Here is a 15563-nt window from a genome sequence, read left to right as displayed (position 1 = left end):
GTTGTGCGCGGGCGGTGGAGAGTGGCATCCGGTGCGCACAAGTCCTGCGGATGGCGTGGGCTCGTGGGGCGGGGGTGGTGGTTCTGCCGGAGTTGTGCGCGGGCACCCCGCGGGTTCGGCGTTACCGCACGGCGGGGGAGTCGAGGGTGCGCAGATAGCGTTCGGTCATGCGCCGCTGCACCAGCCGGTTCACCGGCCACGCCAGCCGCGTGAACCAGCGCCCCGGACGCGAGAACGCCGTGATCGTGAAGGTCACCTCCCCGGTCGCCGCCAGTGTCAGGTCGAAGCGTTCCTCGCCGCATTCGGGGTGCCCCGGCAAAGAGCCGTACGCGAATCCCGCGTGGTCGTCGTCGCGTTCGGCCCAGACGACCAGACACGGGATGCCGAAGGGGCCGAGCCGCATATCGATCCGGGTACCGACGCGCAGCGGTGTGTGCGACATGCGCACGGTCGCTCCCGCTCTCCGCTGTACCGCGCCGCACAGGAGTGCATCCGCCGCCTGCTCGAACGCGATCCGACCCCGCCCGATCACGCGTTCCGCGCGCACGTGGTGGTACCCCGACGGCAGGACCCCCGCCGTCGCCCCGATCTCGGGGTAGGTCAGGTCGCTCATGCCCGACACCGTACTCGCGCGCCGCGCGCGTGACGAGGCCTGTCCGCTCGCGGAGCCGGATGCCACGATCCCCCGCCTACGCTGACACCATGCCCCTCGACACGCGTCCCGTGATCGCGGTGTCCGCGCACCTGGCGGACATCCTCTCGGCCGCGCATCCTCTCGCCCCGGAGGAGCGCCCGCTCGATCGGGCGCGCGGCCGCGTGCTGCGGCATCCGGTGCGCGCCGCGGTCGACGTTCCGGGCTTCGACAACTCGGCCATGGACGGGTTCGCGGTGCGCCACGACGACGTCACGGTGCCGCCCGCGTCGCTGCGCGTCGTCGCGGATCTGCCGGCCGGGACGCCCGACGATCCCGCCCTCCCGCCGGGCGTAGCGGCACGCATCATGACGGGGGCGCCGGTGCCGACGGATGCCACGGCGATCGTGCCGTTCGAGGACACGCGCGACGGTCTGGTCGGCTCGCTGACCGAGACCACGGTGCTCGCCGCCCCGAGGGCGTCGGGTGCACACATCCGGCGGCGGGGTTCGGACACCCGGGCGGGGGAGGTGGTCGTCGCGGCGGGGCTTCGGCTCACCGCGACGCGCATCGCGGCGATCGCGGCATCCGGGGTCCCTGTGGTCTCGGTGGCCCGCGCGCCGCGCGTCGCGGTGATCTCGACCGGCTCGGAACTCGTCGCGCCCGGGATGCCGCTGCGCCGCGGGCAGATCCCGGAGTCCAACAGCTTCCTCCTCGCCGGGCTCGCCGAAGAGGCCGGCGCGGAGGTCGTGCTCCGGGCGAGCATCAGTGACGACGGAGACGGCCCGCGCACCATGATCGCCGAGGCCGAGCGGCTCGGAGCCGACGTCGTCGTCTTCTCGGGCGGTGTGAGCGCGGGGGCCTACGAAGTCGTGAAGAACGGTCTCGGCGACCTGCTGTCGTTCGTGCAGGTGGCGATGCAGCCCGCGCGACCGCAGGGGTTCGGGCGCACGCCGTCGGGCACGCTCGTCTTCGGCTTGCCGGGCAACCCGGTCAGTGCCGCGGTGTCGTTCGAGGTGTTCGTCCGCCCCGCGCTGCGGGCGCTGGAGGGCGACGTCGGTGACGACCGCGTGAGCGTGCGCGTTCCTCTCGCCGACGGGTGGCGCGTGCGCAGCGATCGTCTGCAGTTCGTGCCCGTCCGCATCGATCGCACCGACGCGACCGCCTGGAGGGCGGTCCCTCCCGCGCCGGGAGCGCGCGGTTCGACCCGCGGCCTTGGCGACGCCGACGGCTACGCCGTGATCCCACCCGGCGACACCGACCTCGTCGCCGGCGATGTCGTCGAAGTGCGGCTCGTGTGAGCCTCGACGCGATTCTGCTGGCCGGCGGCCGTGGCACGCGCGTCGGCGGTGCGGTCAAGCCGCTGTTCCGCATCCATGGCGAGACGCTGCTCGCCCGTGCGGTGGCCGCCGCGCGGCACGCGGGGGCGGACCGGATCGTCGTCGCCGGACCCGTTCTCGATCCCGCGCTCCCGGTGCGATGGGTGCGCGAGGAACCGTCGTACGGTGGGCCCGCCGCCGGTGTCGTGTCAGCGCTCGCCGAGCTCGGTGCCGATGAGGTGCTCGTGCTGGCCTGCTACCTCGTCGATCCCGCGGCGGCCATCAGCGCCCTCCCGTCGATCCCGGACGACGACGACGGCGTGTGTCTCGGCGAAGGCGGTCGAGCCCAGTGGCTCGTGGGCAGGTACCGGACGCGCACGCTGCGGAGGGCGGCATCCATTCTTCCCGACGGCGGGCGGGATGCCGCGATGCGCAGGCTCCTCGGAGGTCTGCGCATCGCAATCGCTGACGCCCCCGCGGCGCTGTCGCGCGACATCGACACGTGGGACGATCTGAGCGTGGCCGGCGGATCCGCGGTCCGCGATCCTGAGGAGAAGCCGTGACCGAATCCCGCACGCTGCCGCCCGAAGCGTTGAACGAGTGGAGTGCCGCCCTCGCGGAGCGTTTCGGCCTCGCGCAGGGGGACATCCCCATCGCGCTCATCCTCGACCTCGCCCGCGACGTCGCGAACGGCGTCGCTCGCCCCGCGGCCCCCCTCAGCGCCTTCGTCGCGGGACTTGTCGCCGGGCGTGCCGGCGGAACCCCCGGCGACACCGCCGCCGCCGTGGCCGCGGTGGTCGAGATGGCGAGGGGGTGGGAGACGCCCTGATCCGCCTCAGTCGCGGGCGCCGGCCGGGTGACCGTCGGTGAGTCGCGCCGGTGCGGTCGAGGCCCGGTTGAGTGTCCACGACACGCGGATGCCGGGGCGGCCCGTCCGCGTGTTGTGGACACTGAACCTGAGGCGGTGCCTCGCCGCTGACGTCGAGCCCGTGGCGGCGGTGCGGCCCCCGTTGAGTGTCCAAGACACGCGGATGCTACTGCGGCCCGTCCGCGTGTTTTGGACACTGGTTGGGTGCGGTGCGGTGCGGCTCGGTTGAGTGTCCAGGACACACGGATGCCGGTGCCGCGGGTCGGCGTGTTGTGGGCACTGAACCGGGGGCGGTGCCGCGCCGAGCTGGCATCGTGCCGGTGGCTGCGGTCCGGCCCGGTTGAGTGTCCAGGACACGCGGATGCCACGGCGGCCCGTCCGCGTGTTTTGGACACTGAACCTGCGGCACCGGCGCGGCACCGGCGCAGCACGTGGCGCGGCACCGGCGACGGCACCGGCGACAGCGCCGCGCCACGCCGCGCCGCGCCACGCCGCGCCGCGCCCCGCCGCGGCCGCGCCCCGGCCGTGTCAGCTCAAGAAGTCGGCGCTGCTGAACAAGCCGATCGAGATCGACAGCAGGAAGGCCGCGACGCCCGAGATGAACCCCGCGGCGGCCAGCTCGCGCGCCATCCGGGCGTTCAGGCTGAGGATGCCCGTCACGAACGACACGATGGCCAGAGCCCAGATGCCCAACTGAACCCACAGGAACCGGTCGAACTCGGCGACGGCGCTCACCGATACCAGGAAGATGTGCCACGCCACGACGATCGTCCCGGTCGTGATCGCGACGATGGATGCCACCCGCAGATCTCCCTTCGGGGTCGGCGGCGCGGGGGGCTCGGGCCGCGGCGGCACGGTCAGCCCCGGCTCGAGGGAGTCGGGGAGTTCGTCGTCGGCGGGCATGCGTCGATCCTCGCAGGTTCCCTGGTCCGTGGGGAGAGGGCCGCGACGCCCCCGGCGCCGCGTACCCTGCCTGGGATGAGGACCATCGGAGTCGACCTCGCCGCCGGCGTGCCCGGTACCGCGCTCGCCGAAATCCACTGGGGCGCGGGTACCGCCCGCCTCGCGCGGCTCGAGGTCGGGGTCGAGGACGCCGCGATCGTGGCATCCGTGGGCGACGACGGCTGGCTGGGGCTCGACTGTCCGCTGGGGTGGCCCGACGCATTCGTGGATTTCGTCCAGGCGCATCACAGCGGATCCGAGCCGGCGCTCGGCGCGGTCGACGGGGGAGCGGACTGGCGGCGCGGTCTGGTCTACCGCCGCACCGACGTCGCCGTGCGGGAGCGGATCGGGCGGTGGCCGCTGAGCGTCTCGACCGACCGGCTCGGCGTGACGGCGCTGCGCGGCGCCGGACTCCTGCGGCGGCTCGCCGATGCGGGATTCCCGGTCGATCGCGCGGGTCAGGGACGCCTGTTCGAGGTGTATCCCGGCGGCGCACTGCGGATCTGGGGTTTCGACACCACGAAATACCGGGTGGATGCCACCCGCCGGGCGGTGCTGCTCGAGACGCTGGGCGAGCGGGCGCCGTGGTTCGACGTCGGTCCGTTCGCGTCGCTGGCCACGACCTCGGCCGACGCGTTCGACGCGCTGATCGCGGCGCTGGCGACGCGCGCGGCGGCGGTGGGCCTCTTCTTGCGACCCGGGCCGGAGGATCTCGATGTGGCGCGGCGCGAAGGGTGGGTGGTCCTGCCGGAGGGGGAGCTGGAGGGGTTGATCGGCGCGGGGTCATCGCCCGGGGCCCGCGAGCATTTCGCCGCGGTGGTCGAGGACGAGGGCGGCGCTCCGTAGGGTGGAGCGATGCGCCGACGGCCGATCGTGTTCCTCGCCGCCACCGCGACGTTGGTGGGTTGTCTGAGCGGCTGCGGCTTCGTCCGTCCCGATGTCGTCGACCGCCGTGACGAGGTCGCTGCAGCGGGCGGGGTCTGCCGCATCGATTGGTGGCTCGCGGCCGTGTCCGAGGGGGTAACGGAGGAGGCGTGGCAGGTGGCGCGCGATGCTCTCCGGCAGGCGAGCGTCGGTCCGGAGGAATTCGCCGGGTGGAGGAGCACCCTCACTTCCCTCGACGACACCGATTGGCCCTCCGAAACAGAGCTCGAAGGTGCGGTGCACCGCGAGGCTGTTCGCGCCGCCGTGCGAGACGCCCTCGCGGACGCCGGCTATCCCGACGAGAACCGTGTCATCGAAACGTACTCGTCCATGCTCTGCGCCCCGTGAGGCGGAGCGCCGGTGCGAAGGGTTCGAACCCGTCGGCGTCGCCCCCGCGCCGCCGCGGCCCGGGGCGTGTGAGGCCCCGGGCGCGCGGCATCCGGGATCAGAGGGCGGTGTAGCCGCCGTCGACGAGGTGGTAGCTGCCCGTGACGAAGCTGGAGGCGTCGCTGGCGAGGAATGCGATGAGGTGGGCGACCTCGTCGGGCTGGCCGAGGCGCCCGATGGGGTGCTTGCTGACCAGGAACTCCTTGACGTCGTCGCCGACGGCGTCGAGCAGCGGGGTGTCGATGAAGCCGGGGCCGACGGAGTTCACGCGGACGCCCTGAGCGGAGTACTCCAGTGCGGCGGTCTTGGTCATGCCGACGACGGCGTGCTTCGCCGCGACGTACGCGGGCGACGTGGCGAAGCCGACGCTGCCGAGGATCGACGCGATGTTGACAACCGAGCCGCCGCCGTTGGCGAGGATCGAGGGGATCTGTGCCTTCATGTTGCGGAACACCGCGTTGAGGTTGATCGCGATGACCTTGTCCCAGGCCTCGTCGGTGTACTCGGCGGTCGGCGCCGCGGCGCCACCGATGCCGGCGTTGTTGACGCCGATGCGCAGCGGAGCGAGCGAGTTGGCCACCTCGATCGACGAGGCGATCCAGGCGCTGTCCGTGGCATCGCCGACGGATGCCTCAGCGGTGCCGCCCGCGGCACGGATCTCTTCGACGACCTTGTTCGCATTGTCGGCGTTGAGGTCGTTCACGACCACGGCGGCACCGTTCTGCGCCAGAAGCAGAGCGGTCGAGCGACCGATGCCGCTGCCCGCTCCCGTCACGATCGCTGAGCGGTCGGCGACGTCGTACTGAGCCATGGGTGGCCTACTCCCCGGACGGGCTCGGTGCCGGGAGCTTTTCTCGGACGGTCCGTCCTGTCCTTCGAGCCTATGCCCGCACCGGGGAGATGGATGCGTCTGAATAGATATTGGGCGGGGTGCAACAAAGCGATGTGCCGGGACTCAGCTTCCGAGTGCCCCGAAGATCTTCTCGTAGCGCTGGGCGGGTCCGAGGGTGAGGCCGGCCTTGACGAAAGCGGCCCACTCGTCGGCCAGCACTTCCTGAGCGCCCGACTCGACCGCGTCGAGAGCCGCGCCCGCCAGGTAACCCGGGGTGATCTTCGGGCCGGCGACCCCGCCGGACATGTCCGTGTCGACCAGACCCATGTGGACGGCCACGACGTGCGTGGCCTGTTCCGCCAGTTCGAGGCGTGCGCTGTCGGTCAGTGCCCAGGCCGCCGCCTTCGAGGCTGCGTAGGCGCCGGTCATCGGTGTCGTGAACCAGGACAGGGCGGACACCACGTTGACGATCGCACCGCCACCCTGCCGCGCGAGCACCGGGGCGAAAGCGCGGATCATTCGCAGGGGGCCGTAGAAGTTGGTGTCCATCTCCCGCCGGATGCTCTCTTCGTCACCGGTGACCAAGGGTGTGCCGGTGGAGATGCCCGCGTTGTTGATGAGGACGTGCACGTCACCCGCGGTATTGGCGGCTGCGGCGACCTGCGCAGGGTCGGTGACGTCGAGCCGGATGCGCTCTACGCCACCGGCCGTGATGCTGTCGACGTCGCGCGCGCCCGCGTAGATCGTGGCGGCGCCGCGCCGCTTTGCCTCCTCGACGAAGGCGGCTCCGATGCCGCGGTTTGCTCCGGTGATGAGGATGTTCCGGCCTTCGATGTTCACGAGTGGGCTCTTTCTGTAGTGATCACTATGGATGGGAGCGACCGTAACAGAGTTCTGTAACGATCGCTAATGATAGGCTCAGCGGGTGACCGGACGACCGCGCAGCTTCGACCGCGACGCCGCACTGGCGGTGGCCGTCGAGTTGTTCTGGCGCCAAGGGTTCGACCGCACCTCCATCGCTGACCTGACCGAGGCGGCGGGGGTCAACCCGCCGAGCCTCTACGCGGCGTTCGGTGACAAGAAGTCGTTGTTCGAAGAGGCCGCGGGTGTCTACTTCGCGCGGACGTGCGAGGGGTTCGACGCTGCGGCGGCGCTTCCCGACACGCGGGCGGCGCTGGCGCGCGTGCTCGACGACACGGCTCGCGCCCACACCGATACCGGGACCCCGCCCGGTTGCCTCCTGCTCACCGAACCGCGCCTGACCGCCCAGCGGATGGCGCTGCACGAGAGGCTCCGGCAGCGGCTGGATCGGGGTGTCCGCGACGGAGATCTGCCCGCCGCCACCGACACCGAGGCGCTCGCCACCTACTTCCTGGCCGTTCTGCGCGGGATGTCCGGGCTCGCGCGCGATGGCGGCAGTCTCGAGGAGGTGCGGGCTGTCGGTGCGACGGCGTTGGCTGCGCTGCCGGCATCGCCGCGGGAGAAGCACTGAGTCTGCCGACGCCGATGCGAGCGGGTCGCCGGGTCTTGCCGGACGCCAGAGGCGCTGCTAACGTGCAACCAAATGGTTGAACAAATCGCCCCCGCCGACGCCGACATCGACCGCGTGTTCCACGCGCTGGCCGATGCGACCCGGCGCGACATCGTGCGGCGCACGCTCGTCGCCGAGCGGTCCGTGTCGGCGCTCGCGGCGGGGTACGCGATGTCGTTCGCCGCGGTCTCGAAGCACATCGGCGTGCTCGTCGAGGCCGGACTCGTCCGCAAGCGCGCCGAGGGGAGGGAGCGTCTCGTGACCGCTGAACCCGAGACCATCGCGCGCGTGCAGCGGCTCCTCCGCTCCTACGAAGACCTGTGGCGCGGACGCATCGACCGCCTCGACGCGCTCCTCACCGAAGACACGGATGCCGCGGCATCCGGCATCCATCCTCCGAACACGCCCACGCCACAGACCGAGAACTGAAAGACGAAGGAGTCCCTCATGCCCGTCACCTCTATCGAGAGCGATGTCGAATCGCTCACCATGACGCTCGTCGCCGATTTCCCGGTGGGCCCGGAGCGGCTGTGGGCGGTTTTCACCGACCCGCGTCAGCTCGAGCGGTTCTGGGGGCCTCCAGGCTACCCGGCCACCTTCGACGTCTTCGACTTCACGCCCGGCGGGTGGGCGAAGTACCACATGACCTCGCCGCAGGGCGAGCGCTACGGCGGGGCGTGGAAGTTCGTCTCGATCGACCCGCCGCGCGGGTTCGAGGTCATCGACGCCTTCGCCGACGAGAACGGCGAGCCGAATGACGACATGCCGTCGATGCGCATGGAGTTCTCGTTCGACGCGACGCCCGAGGGGTCGCGACTGACGAACACGACGTTCTTCGCCTCCGCTGAGGCGCTCGACCAGGTCGTGGCGATGGGCGCCATCGAGGGGTCGCGTCTGGCGATGAACCAGCTCGACGCCGTCCTGCAGGATCTGCGCTCGTACGCCCAGGGCAAGGGCACGCAGCTCGAGGTGCTCGACGATCAGCACGTCCGGATTACGCGGCTCATCGACGGCCCGCGCGACCTGGTCTGGCGCGCGCACACCGACCCCGACCTGATGCGCCAGTGGTTGCTCGGCCCGGACGGGTGGCAGATGACGGTGTGCGAGATCGGCGACACCGTCGGTGCGCCCTACCGCACCGCGTGGGCGCCCGAACCCGGCACGGAGGGGGAGGCGTTCGGTTTCGACGGCGAGGTGCTCCTCATCGACGCGCCGCGCCGCGTCGTGCAGACCGAGCACATGACCGGCACGGACTTCCCCTCCACGACGAACGACCTGTCGCTCTACGAAGAGGACGGCGTCACGCTGCTGACGCTCCTCATCGAGTACCCGGATGCCGCCACCCGCGATGCCGTGCTCGCCACGGGCATGATCGACGGGATGGAAGCGAGCTACCGCCGGCTCGAGGGCGCGCTCGTCGGCTGATCCCGGATGCCACGGCGCGGCGCCGCGAACACCGCGGCGCCGCGCTCGTGCGGGGAGCCTCGCGCCGCCGTGCCGCGTCAGGCCGTGGGCGCCGCCCGGCGTACGAGCTCGCGGATCCTCTGCTCGACCTCGGGCGTGACCTCGAGCACCGCGAACGACACCGGCCACATCGGCCCGTCATCCAGCTGCGCCGTCTCGTCGAAGCTCACCGTGCCGTAGCGGGTCTTGAACTTGGATGCCGGCTGGTAGAACACCACGACCTTGCCGTCCTTCGCGTAGGCCGGGAAGCCGTAGAACGTCTTCGGCGTGAGGTGCGGCGCCTCCTCCATGACGATGACGTGGACGCGCTCGCCGATCGCGCGGTCGGTGCCCTCGAGCTTGTCGATCGCCTCGAGGCAGGCCTCGTTCTCCTTCACGAGCTTCGCCGCGCCCTTGAGGCCCTTCATGGCCTTGAGCTCCTCGGCGCGCTGCTTCATCGCCGCGCGCTCTTCGTCGCTGAATCCCGCCCCGCCTGTCGCCATGGCATCCGTCCTTTCGTGGGCCCGACCGCAGACTAGCGCCGCACGAGGCGTTCGCTCAGAGATCTGCCGAAAGTGCGTCGTGCCGGACCGGATGCCACGGAGGTTGCGCGCATCGCTGAGCGGTGCCGGGCTGGCACCGGGATCAGGCCTGGCGAAGCCCCTCTTCGAGCGCGACCCACGCGAGCATCGCGCACTTCACGCGCGCGGTGTACTTGGAGACGCCCGAGAGAGCCGCGGCGTCGCCGAAGGTCTCCTCGTCGAGGGGGATCTGGCCGCGCGAGCGCAGGGCCTCGCGGAACTTCGCGATCAACGCTTCGGCGTCGGCCCTCGCCATCCCGTCGTCGCCGCCGTCCTCGGCGAGCAGGGAGACGAGCATCGACGCGGACGCCTGTGAGATCGAGCACCCCGCACCTTCCCACGTCACGGACGTCACCCGGTCGTCGTCGACGTCGACCCGCAGGGTCACCTCGTCGCCGCAGATGGGGTTGCGCTGGTGCACGGTGGCGCTGTGTGCGCCGGGTTCGGCCAGACCGAAACCGCGCCGGTTCTTCGAGTGATCGAGGATCAGCTCCTGATACAGCGATTCCAGGCCGCTCATGCGCCGACTCCGAAGAACGCGCGGACGCCCGAGACGGCGTCGAGGAAGGTGTCGATCTCGTCCTCGGTCGTGTGGATGGCCGCGCTCGCGCGCACCGAGGCCGTCAGCCCGAAGCGGCGATGGAGCGGCTGAGCGCAGTGGTGCCCGACGCGCACGGCGACGCCGCGGCTGTCGAGGAACTGCCCCACGTCGTGGGCGTGGACCCCCTCGACGTCGAACGCCTGCAGGGCGACGCGGGCGGCGGCATCCGTGTCTCCGAGCAGACGGATGCCAGCGATCGAACGCAGTCCTTCGCGCATGCGCCGCTCGAGGGCGGCCTCGTGCGCGTGCGCGGCGTCGCGGTCGAGGGCGCCGAACCAGCGCACGGCGGCCGCGAGTGCCACGGCTTGCGACACCGGCTGGGTGCCCGGTTCGAAGCGCTGCGGCGGCGGGAGGAACTCGGCCTTGTCGAGCGTGACCGTCGTGATCATGGACCCGCCGGTGGTGAAGGGCGGGAGCGCGTCGAGCACCTCGTCGCGGCCCCACAGCGCGCCGATCGCGTACGGACCGAAGATCTTGTGCCCCGAGAAGACGGCCAGGTCCACGCCGGTCTTCGGCAGATCCAGCACGAGGTGAGGAGCGGACTGGCACGCGTCGAGCACCGTCAGCGCGCCCGCGCTCTGCGCGAGGGCGACGAGCTCGGCGACGGGGTTCACGATGCCGAGGACGTTCGAGACGTGGGGGAAGGCGACGACCTTCGTGCGCGCGCCGATCAGATCGGTCGCGGTCGCGAGATCGAGGGTGCCGTCGTCGTGGACGGGGATGTGGCGCAGGCGCGCCCCGGTGCGCGCGGCGAGCTGCTGCCAGGGGATGAGGTTCGCGTGGTGCTCGGCCTCGGTGACCACGATCTCGTCGCCCTCGCGCAGGCGACCGGCGTAGCCGAGGGAGCCGGCGACGAGGTTGAGGCCGGCGGTGGCGCCGGAGGTCCAGACGAGCTGCTCGGGCGCGGCGCCGACGAAACCGGCGACGGTGGCACGGGCATCTTCGAAGAGCTCGGTCGCTTCGGCGGCGAGGAAGTGCGCGCCCCGGTGCACCGCGGCATTGGCGGTTTCGAGGAAGTCGCGCTCGGCATCCAGAACGGCGCGCGGCTTCTGGCTCGTCGCGGCGGAATCGAGGTAGACCAGCGGCCGACCGTCGACCTCGGTGCCGAGGATCGGGAACTCGGCGCGTACGGCGGCCACGTCGAAGGGGAGTGTCACCCCTCCAGGCTACGCGGCGGCCGGGTCGCAGGGGTGGGTGACGGTCGGGTCGCAGGGGTGGGGTTCGCCGTCGTGGCGGCCGCCGAGACTTCATCCCGCCGACAACTCCCGCGCAGCCTGCGGCGCGACTGCGGGCGCGATGGGGTTCCGCGGTGATGAACCGTGAGGAACGGGTCGGGGGGCGTTTGGAAAGCGTCGGGGGCGCAGGAGCGGAGGCGTGCGCGGCCTAGAACGGATGCCATGACCCTCACCGCACTGCTCCCCACCCTGCGCGCGAGCATCCCCGCGCCCTTCGATGCGGCAGCCTGGCCTGCCGGTTCGACGCCGACGCTCGACGACGTGACCGTTCGCGCCATGTCGATCGGCCGGTACGCCGACCTGTGCGGCACACCGTGCGTGTGCACGGGTCCCGCGGTGATCCCGGCCTCGGGAGGGGTGGCATCCACGACGCTCTCGACAACCGTGGTCGTGGCGACCGTGGTGGTCGCCGACCCCCGCCTGCTGCAGCTCGACGCGCGCGTTGACGGGCTCGGCGCGATGTGGACGGAGGCGCGGCTGCTCGGGCGGGTGTCCTTCGCCTACGACGAGACGTTCGAGGTCGTCGACGCTCGGGGGCGTTCCGTCGGGAGAGCCACGCTGCCCGGCGATATCCGAGCGGGAGATCGCGTCGCTTTCCCGTGCCCGGGATGCCACACCGTCGGCGAGGTTCGTTGATGCTACTGCACGCGATCATCTACGCCTGCCGCTGCGCCCGTGTGCAAGCCGAGTTCGAGGCCGCGCTCCGCGAACCGGCGGTGCCCAGTCCCTCCGACGAATGACGGTCGCGCTGACGAATGCGTTTCAGGTCCCACACTCCCCGGCGGGCACGCGGTGTCGCGTTTCGGCGCCGCACAATCTTCAGCTCTGCCCCGACGCTGGCGAACGATAGTCCACCCACCCCGCGCGTACCGAGGACGGACATTGCCGTTGCCGCGCGCCACAGCGTCGCTCGCACACCCGTCCGCACCGAGACTCGGAGGAATTGGCGTGACAGCGCGCAACGCCACGCGGCGGACCTGCGTTACAGCACCAGCCGGTACCCCATGCCCTGTTCGGTCAGCAGGTGCACCGGCGCGGAGGGTTTCGCCTCGAGCTTCTTGCGCAACTGCGACATGTACAGGCGCAGGTAGCCGCTGTCGGCGACCTGCTCACTCGCCCAGATCTCCTTCAGCAGCGTCTGCCGTGTCACGAGCGAGCCGGGGTTGCGGGCGAGGAACTCCAGCATCCGCCACTCCGTGGGTGTCAGGTGCACGCGGGCACCGGCGCGGGTGACGGCCTTCGCGGCCAGGTCGACCTCGACGTCACCGAAGCGCACGATCGATTCCCCGGATGCCGGAACCGACCGCCGCGCGTGAACCCGCAAGCGAGCCAGCAGCTCGTCGATCTGGAACGGTTTGGTGACGTAGTCGTCGGCGCCGGCATCCAGGGCGTCCACCTTGTCGGCGGATCCGGTGCGTCCGGACACGACGATGATCGGCGCCGCCGTCCACCCGCGCAGTGCCTGGATCACCTGCACGCCGTCGAGGTGCGGCATGCCGAGATCGAGGAGGACGATGTCGGGATGAGCCTGGGCGGCGAGCGTGATGGCCGCGGCGCCGTCGGCCGCGGCGACGACGTCGTAGCCGTGTGCGGCGAGGGTGATGCGCAGCGCGCGCACCAGCTGCGGGTCGTCGTCGGCGATGAGGACCTTCACGGCGTCTCCCTCGTGATTCCGGATGCCACGGCATCCCCGTTCTCCACCGGCAGCGCGATCACCATGGTGAGGCCGCCGCCGGGGGTGTCTTCCGGGGTCAGGGTGCCGCCCATGCCCTCGGCGAAGCCGCGCGAGAGTGCGAGGCCCAGGCCCAGCCCGACGGTGTTGTCGGTGTCGCCGAGGCGCTGAAACGGCGCGAACATGTCGTCGCGCCGCTCGGGTGCGACCCCGGGACCGTGATCGATCACGCGGATCTCGGCCACCCCGCCGAGGCGGCTCGTCGCCACCCGCGCGCGGCCCCCGGGCGGAGTGAAGCGCACCGCGTTGCTCAGGACGTTCACCATGACCCGCTGCAGCAGCACCGGGTCGGCGCGCAGCGGCGGAAGGTCGGGGTCGAGGGACAACTCGACGTCGTCGGGCCCGAGGTCGAGCTCGTCGAGCGCGGCCAACACCACGTCCGCCGGGTCGACGGGGGCCAGCGAGATCGCGAGCACCCCCGCCTGCACGCGGCTGACGTCGAGCAGGTCGGTCACGAGCACCGACAGCGTGGCCAAGCTCTCGTCGGCCGTCTCGAGCAGCTCGCGCCGGTCGTCGGCGGAGAGGTGGTCCCCCGCGGCGCGCAGCCCGCCGAGGGCGGCGACCGCCGCCGCGAGGGGACGGCGAAGGTCATGGCTCACCGCCGAGAGCAGGGCGCTGCGCACCTGGTCCGTCTCGGCGAGCACCCCGGCCTCGGCCGCGGTCTCGGCGAGGTCGGTGCGTTCCAACGCGGCGGCGAGCTGCGCGACGACGACGTCGAGGAGGCGGCGTTCGGTGGCATCCAGGTCTCTGCCGTGCAGTTCGAGGCGTGCGCGTCCGTCGCCGACGGGGAGCTCGACGCGGCGACCGTCGCGGAGCGGCTCGCCGTCGGTGGCCAGCACGGACCCGTCGGCTGCCACCAGTCGCACGCCCGCCAGGCCGAACGCCTCACGCGCCCGGCTGACGAGGGCGGGAACCGCGCTCTCGCCGCGCAGCACGCTGCCCGCCACGGTCGCCAGCAGCTCGGACTCCGCCGCGGCGCGACGCGCGGCACGGGCGCGGCGCGCCGCCTGGTCGACGACGACACTGACGAGGATCGCGATGATCACATAGAGCACGAGCGACAGCGCGTGATCGGGGTCGTCGATCGTGACGGTGTACAGCGGATCGATGAAGAGGAAGTCGAGGGTCAGCCCCGACAGCACCGCCGCGAAGACGGCCGGCCAGATCCCGCCGATCAGCGAGACGACCACCACGAGCAGCTGATACGCGAGGACGTCGGTCGTGATGGAATCCTCGGTGCCCGTGGCGATCAGCAGCCACGACAGCAGCGGACCGCCGACGAGCGCGGTGACGAACCCGAGGATGCGCCGCTTCGCGCTCAGCGCTGGGCCCGACAGGCGGGGCAGGGCGAACCGTCCGCCCGCGCGGGAGTGGTTGACGATGTGCACGTCGATGTCGCCGGACAGGCGGATGACGGTCGCCCCGATGCCGGGGCCGGTGAGGGCGGCGCCGAGGCGTCCGCGTCGGCTCACGCCGATGACCAGCTGCGAGGCGTTCACAGAGCGGGCGAAGTCGACCAGGGACGCGGCGACGTCCTCGCCCACGACCTGGTGGTACGTGCCGCCGAGCGATTCGACCAGCGCGCGCTGCGAGGCCAGCGCGCCGGGTTCCTCGCCGCGCAGGCCGTCCTGGCTCGACACGTGCACCGCGAGCAGCTCGCCGCCCGCCGAGCGGGCGGCGATGCGCGCGCCGCGGCGCACGAGCGTCTCGCCTTCCGCTCCGCCGGTGAGCGCGACGACGACGCGCTCCCGCGCCTGCCACGACCCCTCGATACCCTGCTCGACGCGGTAGCGCTGCAGGGCCGAGTCGACCTCGTCGGCCAGCCACAGCAGCGCCAGCTCGCGCAACGCGGTGAGGTTGCCGAGGCGGAAGTAGTTCGACAGCGCCGCGTCGATGCGCTCGGCCGGGTAGACGAAACCCGCGGCGAGACGATCGCGGAGCGACTGGGGCGCGAGGTCGACCACCTCGATCTGATCCGCGGCGCGGACGATGGCATCCGGAACCGTCTCGCGCTGGGCCACCCCGGTGATCTTCTCGACGACGTCACCGAGCGAGGCGATGTGCTGGACGTTCACGGTCGTGATGACGTCGATCCCCGCGTCGAGGATCGCCTCGACGTCCTGCCAGCGCTTCTCGTTCGTCGACCCGGGGGCGTTGGTGTGCGCGAGCTCGTCGACCAGGGCGATCCGCGGATGCCGTGCGAGCACGGCATCCAGGTCCATCTCCGCGAGCGCCACGCCCCGGTGCGCCACTTCGCGGCGCGGAATGACCTCGAGACCCTCGGCCTGCGCGGCGGTCGCGGCACGCCCGTGCGTCTCGACGATCGCGATGACGACCTCGTGTCCTTCGGCCGCGAGGCGGCGTCCCTCCTCGAGCATCTCGTACGTCTTGCCGACGCCCGGTGCGGCGCCGAGCAGCACCCGCAGGCGCCCGCGCTTCACGCGATGCCCCCGCGCTGCTGCTTCGGTGTCCAAGACACGCGGTGGGGGCGGCTCGGCATCCGCGTGTTGTGGACACTCGAGGTGCGGTGGGGGTGG

At 71.7% G+C, this 15563-nt stretch carries 18 protein-coding genes; 9 read left to right on the top strand and 9 right to left on the bottom strand.

The genetic code is table 11. The features are described from left to right. Positions 1 to 121: 121 nt before the first annotated feature. Positions 122 to 613: a DUF1990 domain-containing protein gene (locus tag MHY30_RS14195; protein ID WP_239278064.1), complete on the bottom strand. Its 492-nt coding sequence runs from the start codon at positions 611 to 613 to the stop codon at positions 122 to 124. Positions 614 to 702: 89 nt separating this feature from the next. Between MHY30_RS14195 and glp the strand changes: the two genes are divergently transcribed. Genes glp through MHY30_RS14180 form a run of 3 tightly spaced genes read left to right on the top strand, consistent with a single transcriptional unit; the run spans position 703 to position 2779 of the window. Further along, entirely contained in the window at positions 703 to 1932 is a 1230-nt protein-coding gene (glp, locus tag MHY30_RS14190; protein WP_239278054.1) for a gephyrin-like molybdotransferase Glp, read from the top strand. After that, positions 1929 to 2513, top strand: a complete 585-nt coding sequence (locus tag MHY30_RS14185) for a molybdenum cofactor guanylyltransferase (protein WP_239278034.1) — start codon at positions 1929 to 1931, stop codon at positions 2511 to 2513. The genes glp and MHY30_RS14185 overlap by 4 nt, the downstream gene beginning before the upstream one ends. Continuing rightward, the gene (locus tag MHY30_RS14180; protein ID WP_239278027.1) at positions 2510 to 2779 is read left to right on the top strand and encodes a DUF6457 domain-containing protein; all 270 of its coding nucleotides are present in this window, start codon (positions 2510 to 2512) and stop codon (positions 2777 to 2779) included. The genes MHY30_RS14185 and MHY30_RS14180 overlap by 4 nt, the downstream gene beginning before the upstream one ends. Positions 2780 to 3346: 567 nt before the next feature. Here the strand turns inward: MHY30_RS14180 and MHY30_RS14175 are convergent. After that, positions 3347 to 3721, bottom strand: coding sequence for a hypothetical protein (locus tag MHY30_RS14175; RefSeq protein ID WP_239278025.1), 375 nt, complete (start codon positions 3719 to 3721; stop codon positions 3347 to 3349). A 75-nt stretch (positions 3722 to 3796) separates the two neighbouring features. Here MHY30_RS14175 and MHY30_RS14170 point away from each other — a divergent pair, with 75 nt between their 5' ends. Beyond that, on the top strand, positions 3797 to 4606 hold the full coding sequence (locus MHY30_RS14170) for a DUF429 domain-containing protein (protein WP_239278023.1): 810 nt from the start codon (positions 3797 to 3799) through the stop codon (positions 4604 to 4606). Positions 4607 to 4615: 9 nt separating this feature from the next. Further along, positions 4616 to 5032 carry a hypothetical protein gene (locus MHY30_RS14165; RefSeq protein ID WP_239278021.1) on the top strand — a complete coding sequence of 139 codons (417 nt, stop codon included), beginning with the start codon at positions 4616 to 4618 and terminating at the stop codon, positions 5030 to 5032. Between the two features lie 97 nt (positions 5033 to 5129). On the opposite strand, the gene MHY30_RS14160 is transcribed toward MHY30_RS14165, so the two are convergent. Beyond that, a complete protein-coding gene (locus MHY30_RS14160; protein WP_239278019.1) occupies positions 5130 to 5882 on the bottom strand; it encodes an SDR family NAD(P)-dependent oxidoreductase in 753 nt (250 codons plus the stop codon). A gap of 144 nt (positions 5883 to 6026) precedes the next feature. Continuing rightward, positions 6027 to 6743, bottom strand: a complete 717-nt coding sequence (locus MHY30_RS14155) for an SDR family oxidoreductase (protein ID WP_239278008.1) — start codon at positions 6741 to 6743, stop codon at positions 6027 to 6029. An 85-nt stretch (positions 6744 to 6828) separates the two neighbouring features. Between MHY30_RS14155 and MHY30_RS14150 the strand changes: the two genes are divergently transcribed. The 3 genes from MHY30_RS14150 (at position 6829) to MHY30_RS14140 (ending at position 8859) form a co-directional block, all read left to right on the top strand. Continuing rightward, positions 6829 to 7395 carry a TetR/AcrR family transcriptional regulator gene (locus tag MHY30_RS14150; protein ID WP_239278006.1) on the top strand — a complete coding sequence of 189 codons (567 nt, stop codon included), beginning with the start codon at positions 6829 to 6831 and terminating at the stop codon, positions 7393 to 7395. A gap of 72 nt (positions 7396 to 7467) precedes the next feature. Continuing rightward, positions 7468 to 7863 carry a helix-turn-helix transcriptional regulator gene (locus MHY30_RS14145; RefSeq protein WP_239277986.1) on the top strand — a complete coding sequence of 132 codons (396 nt, stop codon included), beginning with the start codon at positions 7468 to 7470 and terminating at the stop codon, positions 7861 to 7863. An 18-nt stretch (positions 7864 to 7881) separates the two neighbouring features. Continuing rightward, on the top strand, positions 7882 to 8859 hold the full coding sequence (locus tag MHY30_RS14140) for an SRPBCC family protein (RefSeq protein ID WP_239277975.1): 978 nt from the start codon (positions 7882 to 7884) through the stop codon (positions 8857 to 8859). A gap of 77 nt (positions 8860 to 8936) precedes the next feature. Here MHY30_RS14140 and MHY30_RS14135 read toward each other — a convergent pair whose 3' ends face one another. The 3 genes from MHY30_RS14135 to MHY30_RS14125 form a co-directional block, all read right to left on the bottom strand. Continuing rightward, a complete protein-coding gene (locus MHY30_RS14135; protein WP_239277965.1) occupies positions 8937 to 9380 on the bottom strand; it encodes an iron chaperone in 444 nt (147 codons plus the stop codon). Positions 9381 to 9522: 142 nt separating this feature from the next. Next, entirely contained in the window at positions 9523 to 9978 is a 456-nt protein-coding gene (gene sufU, locus MHY30_RS14130) for a Fe-S cluster assembly sulfur transfer protein SufU (protein WP_239277963.1), read from the bottom strand. Beyond that, positions 9975 to 11216: an aminotransferase class V-fold PLP-dependent enzyme gene (locus tag MHY30_RS14125; RefSeq protein WP_239277951.1), complete on the bottom strand. Its 1242-nt coding sequence runs from the start codon at positions 11214 to 11216 to the stop codon at positions 9975 to 9977. The genes sufU and MHY30_RS14125 overlap by 4 nt, the downstream gene beginning before the upstream one ends. Before the next feature lie 240 nt (positions 11217 to 11456). Here MHY30_RS14125 and MHY30_RS14120 point away from each other — a divergent pair, with 240 nt between their 5' ends. Then, on the top strand, positions 11457 to 11930 hold the full coding sequence (locus tag MHY30_RS14120) for a hypothetical protein (RefSeq protein ID WP_239277931.1): 474 nt from the start codon (positions 11457 to 11459) through the stop codon (positions 11928 to 11930). 346 nt (positions 11931 to 12276) lie between these two features. Here MHY30_RS14120 and MHY30_RS14115 read toward each other — a convergent pair whose 3' ends face one another. Continuing rightward, entirely contained in the window at positions 12277 to 12948 is a 672-nt protein-coding gene (locus MHY30_RS14115) for a response regulator (RefSeq protein ID WP_239277921.1), read from the bottom strand. Beyond that, a complete protein-coding gene (locus MHY30_RS14110; protein WP_239277910.1) occupies positions 12945 to 15467 on the bottom strand; it encodes a DUF4118 domain-containing protein in 2523 nt (840 codons plus the stop codon). Before MHY30_RS14110 ends, MHY30_RS14115 begins: the two co-directional genes overlap by 4 nt. Between the last annotated feature and the right edge of the window lie 96 nt (positions 15468 to 15563).

The sequence above is a fragment of the Microbacterium sp. ACRRU genome (assembly GCF_022346945.1).
GTDB lineage: Bacteria > Actinomycetota > Actinomycetes > Actinomycetales > Microbacteriaceae > Microbacterium > Microbacterium mcarthurae.
Note: the sequence above shows the minus strand (reverse complement) of the source record. Positions and strands in the feature narration are given on the sequence as shown.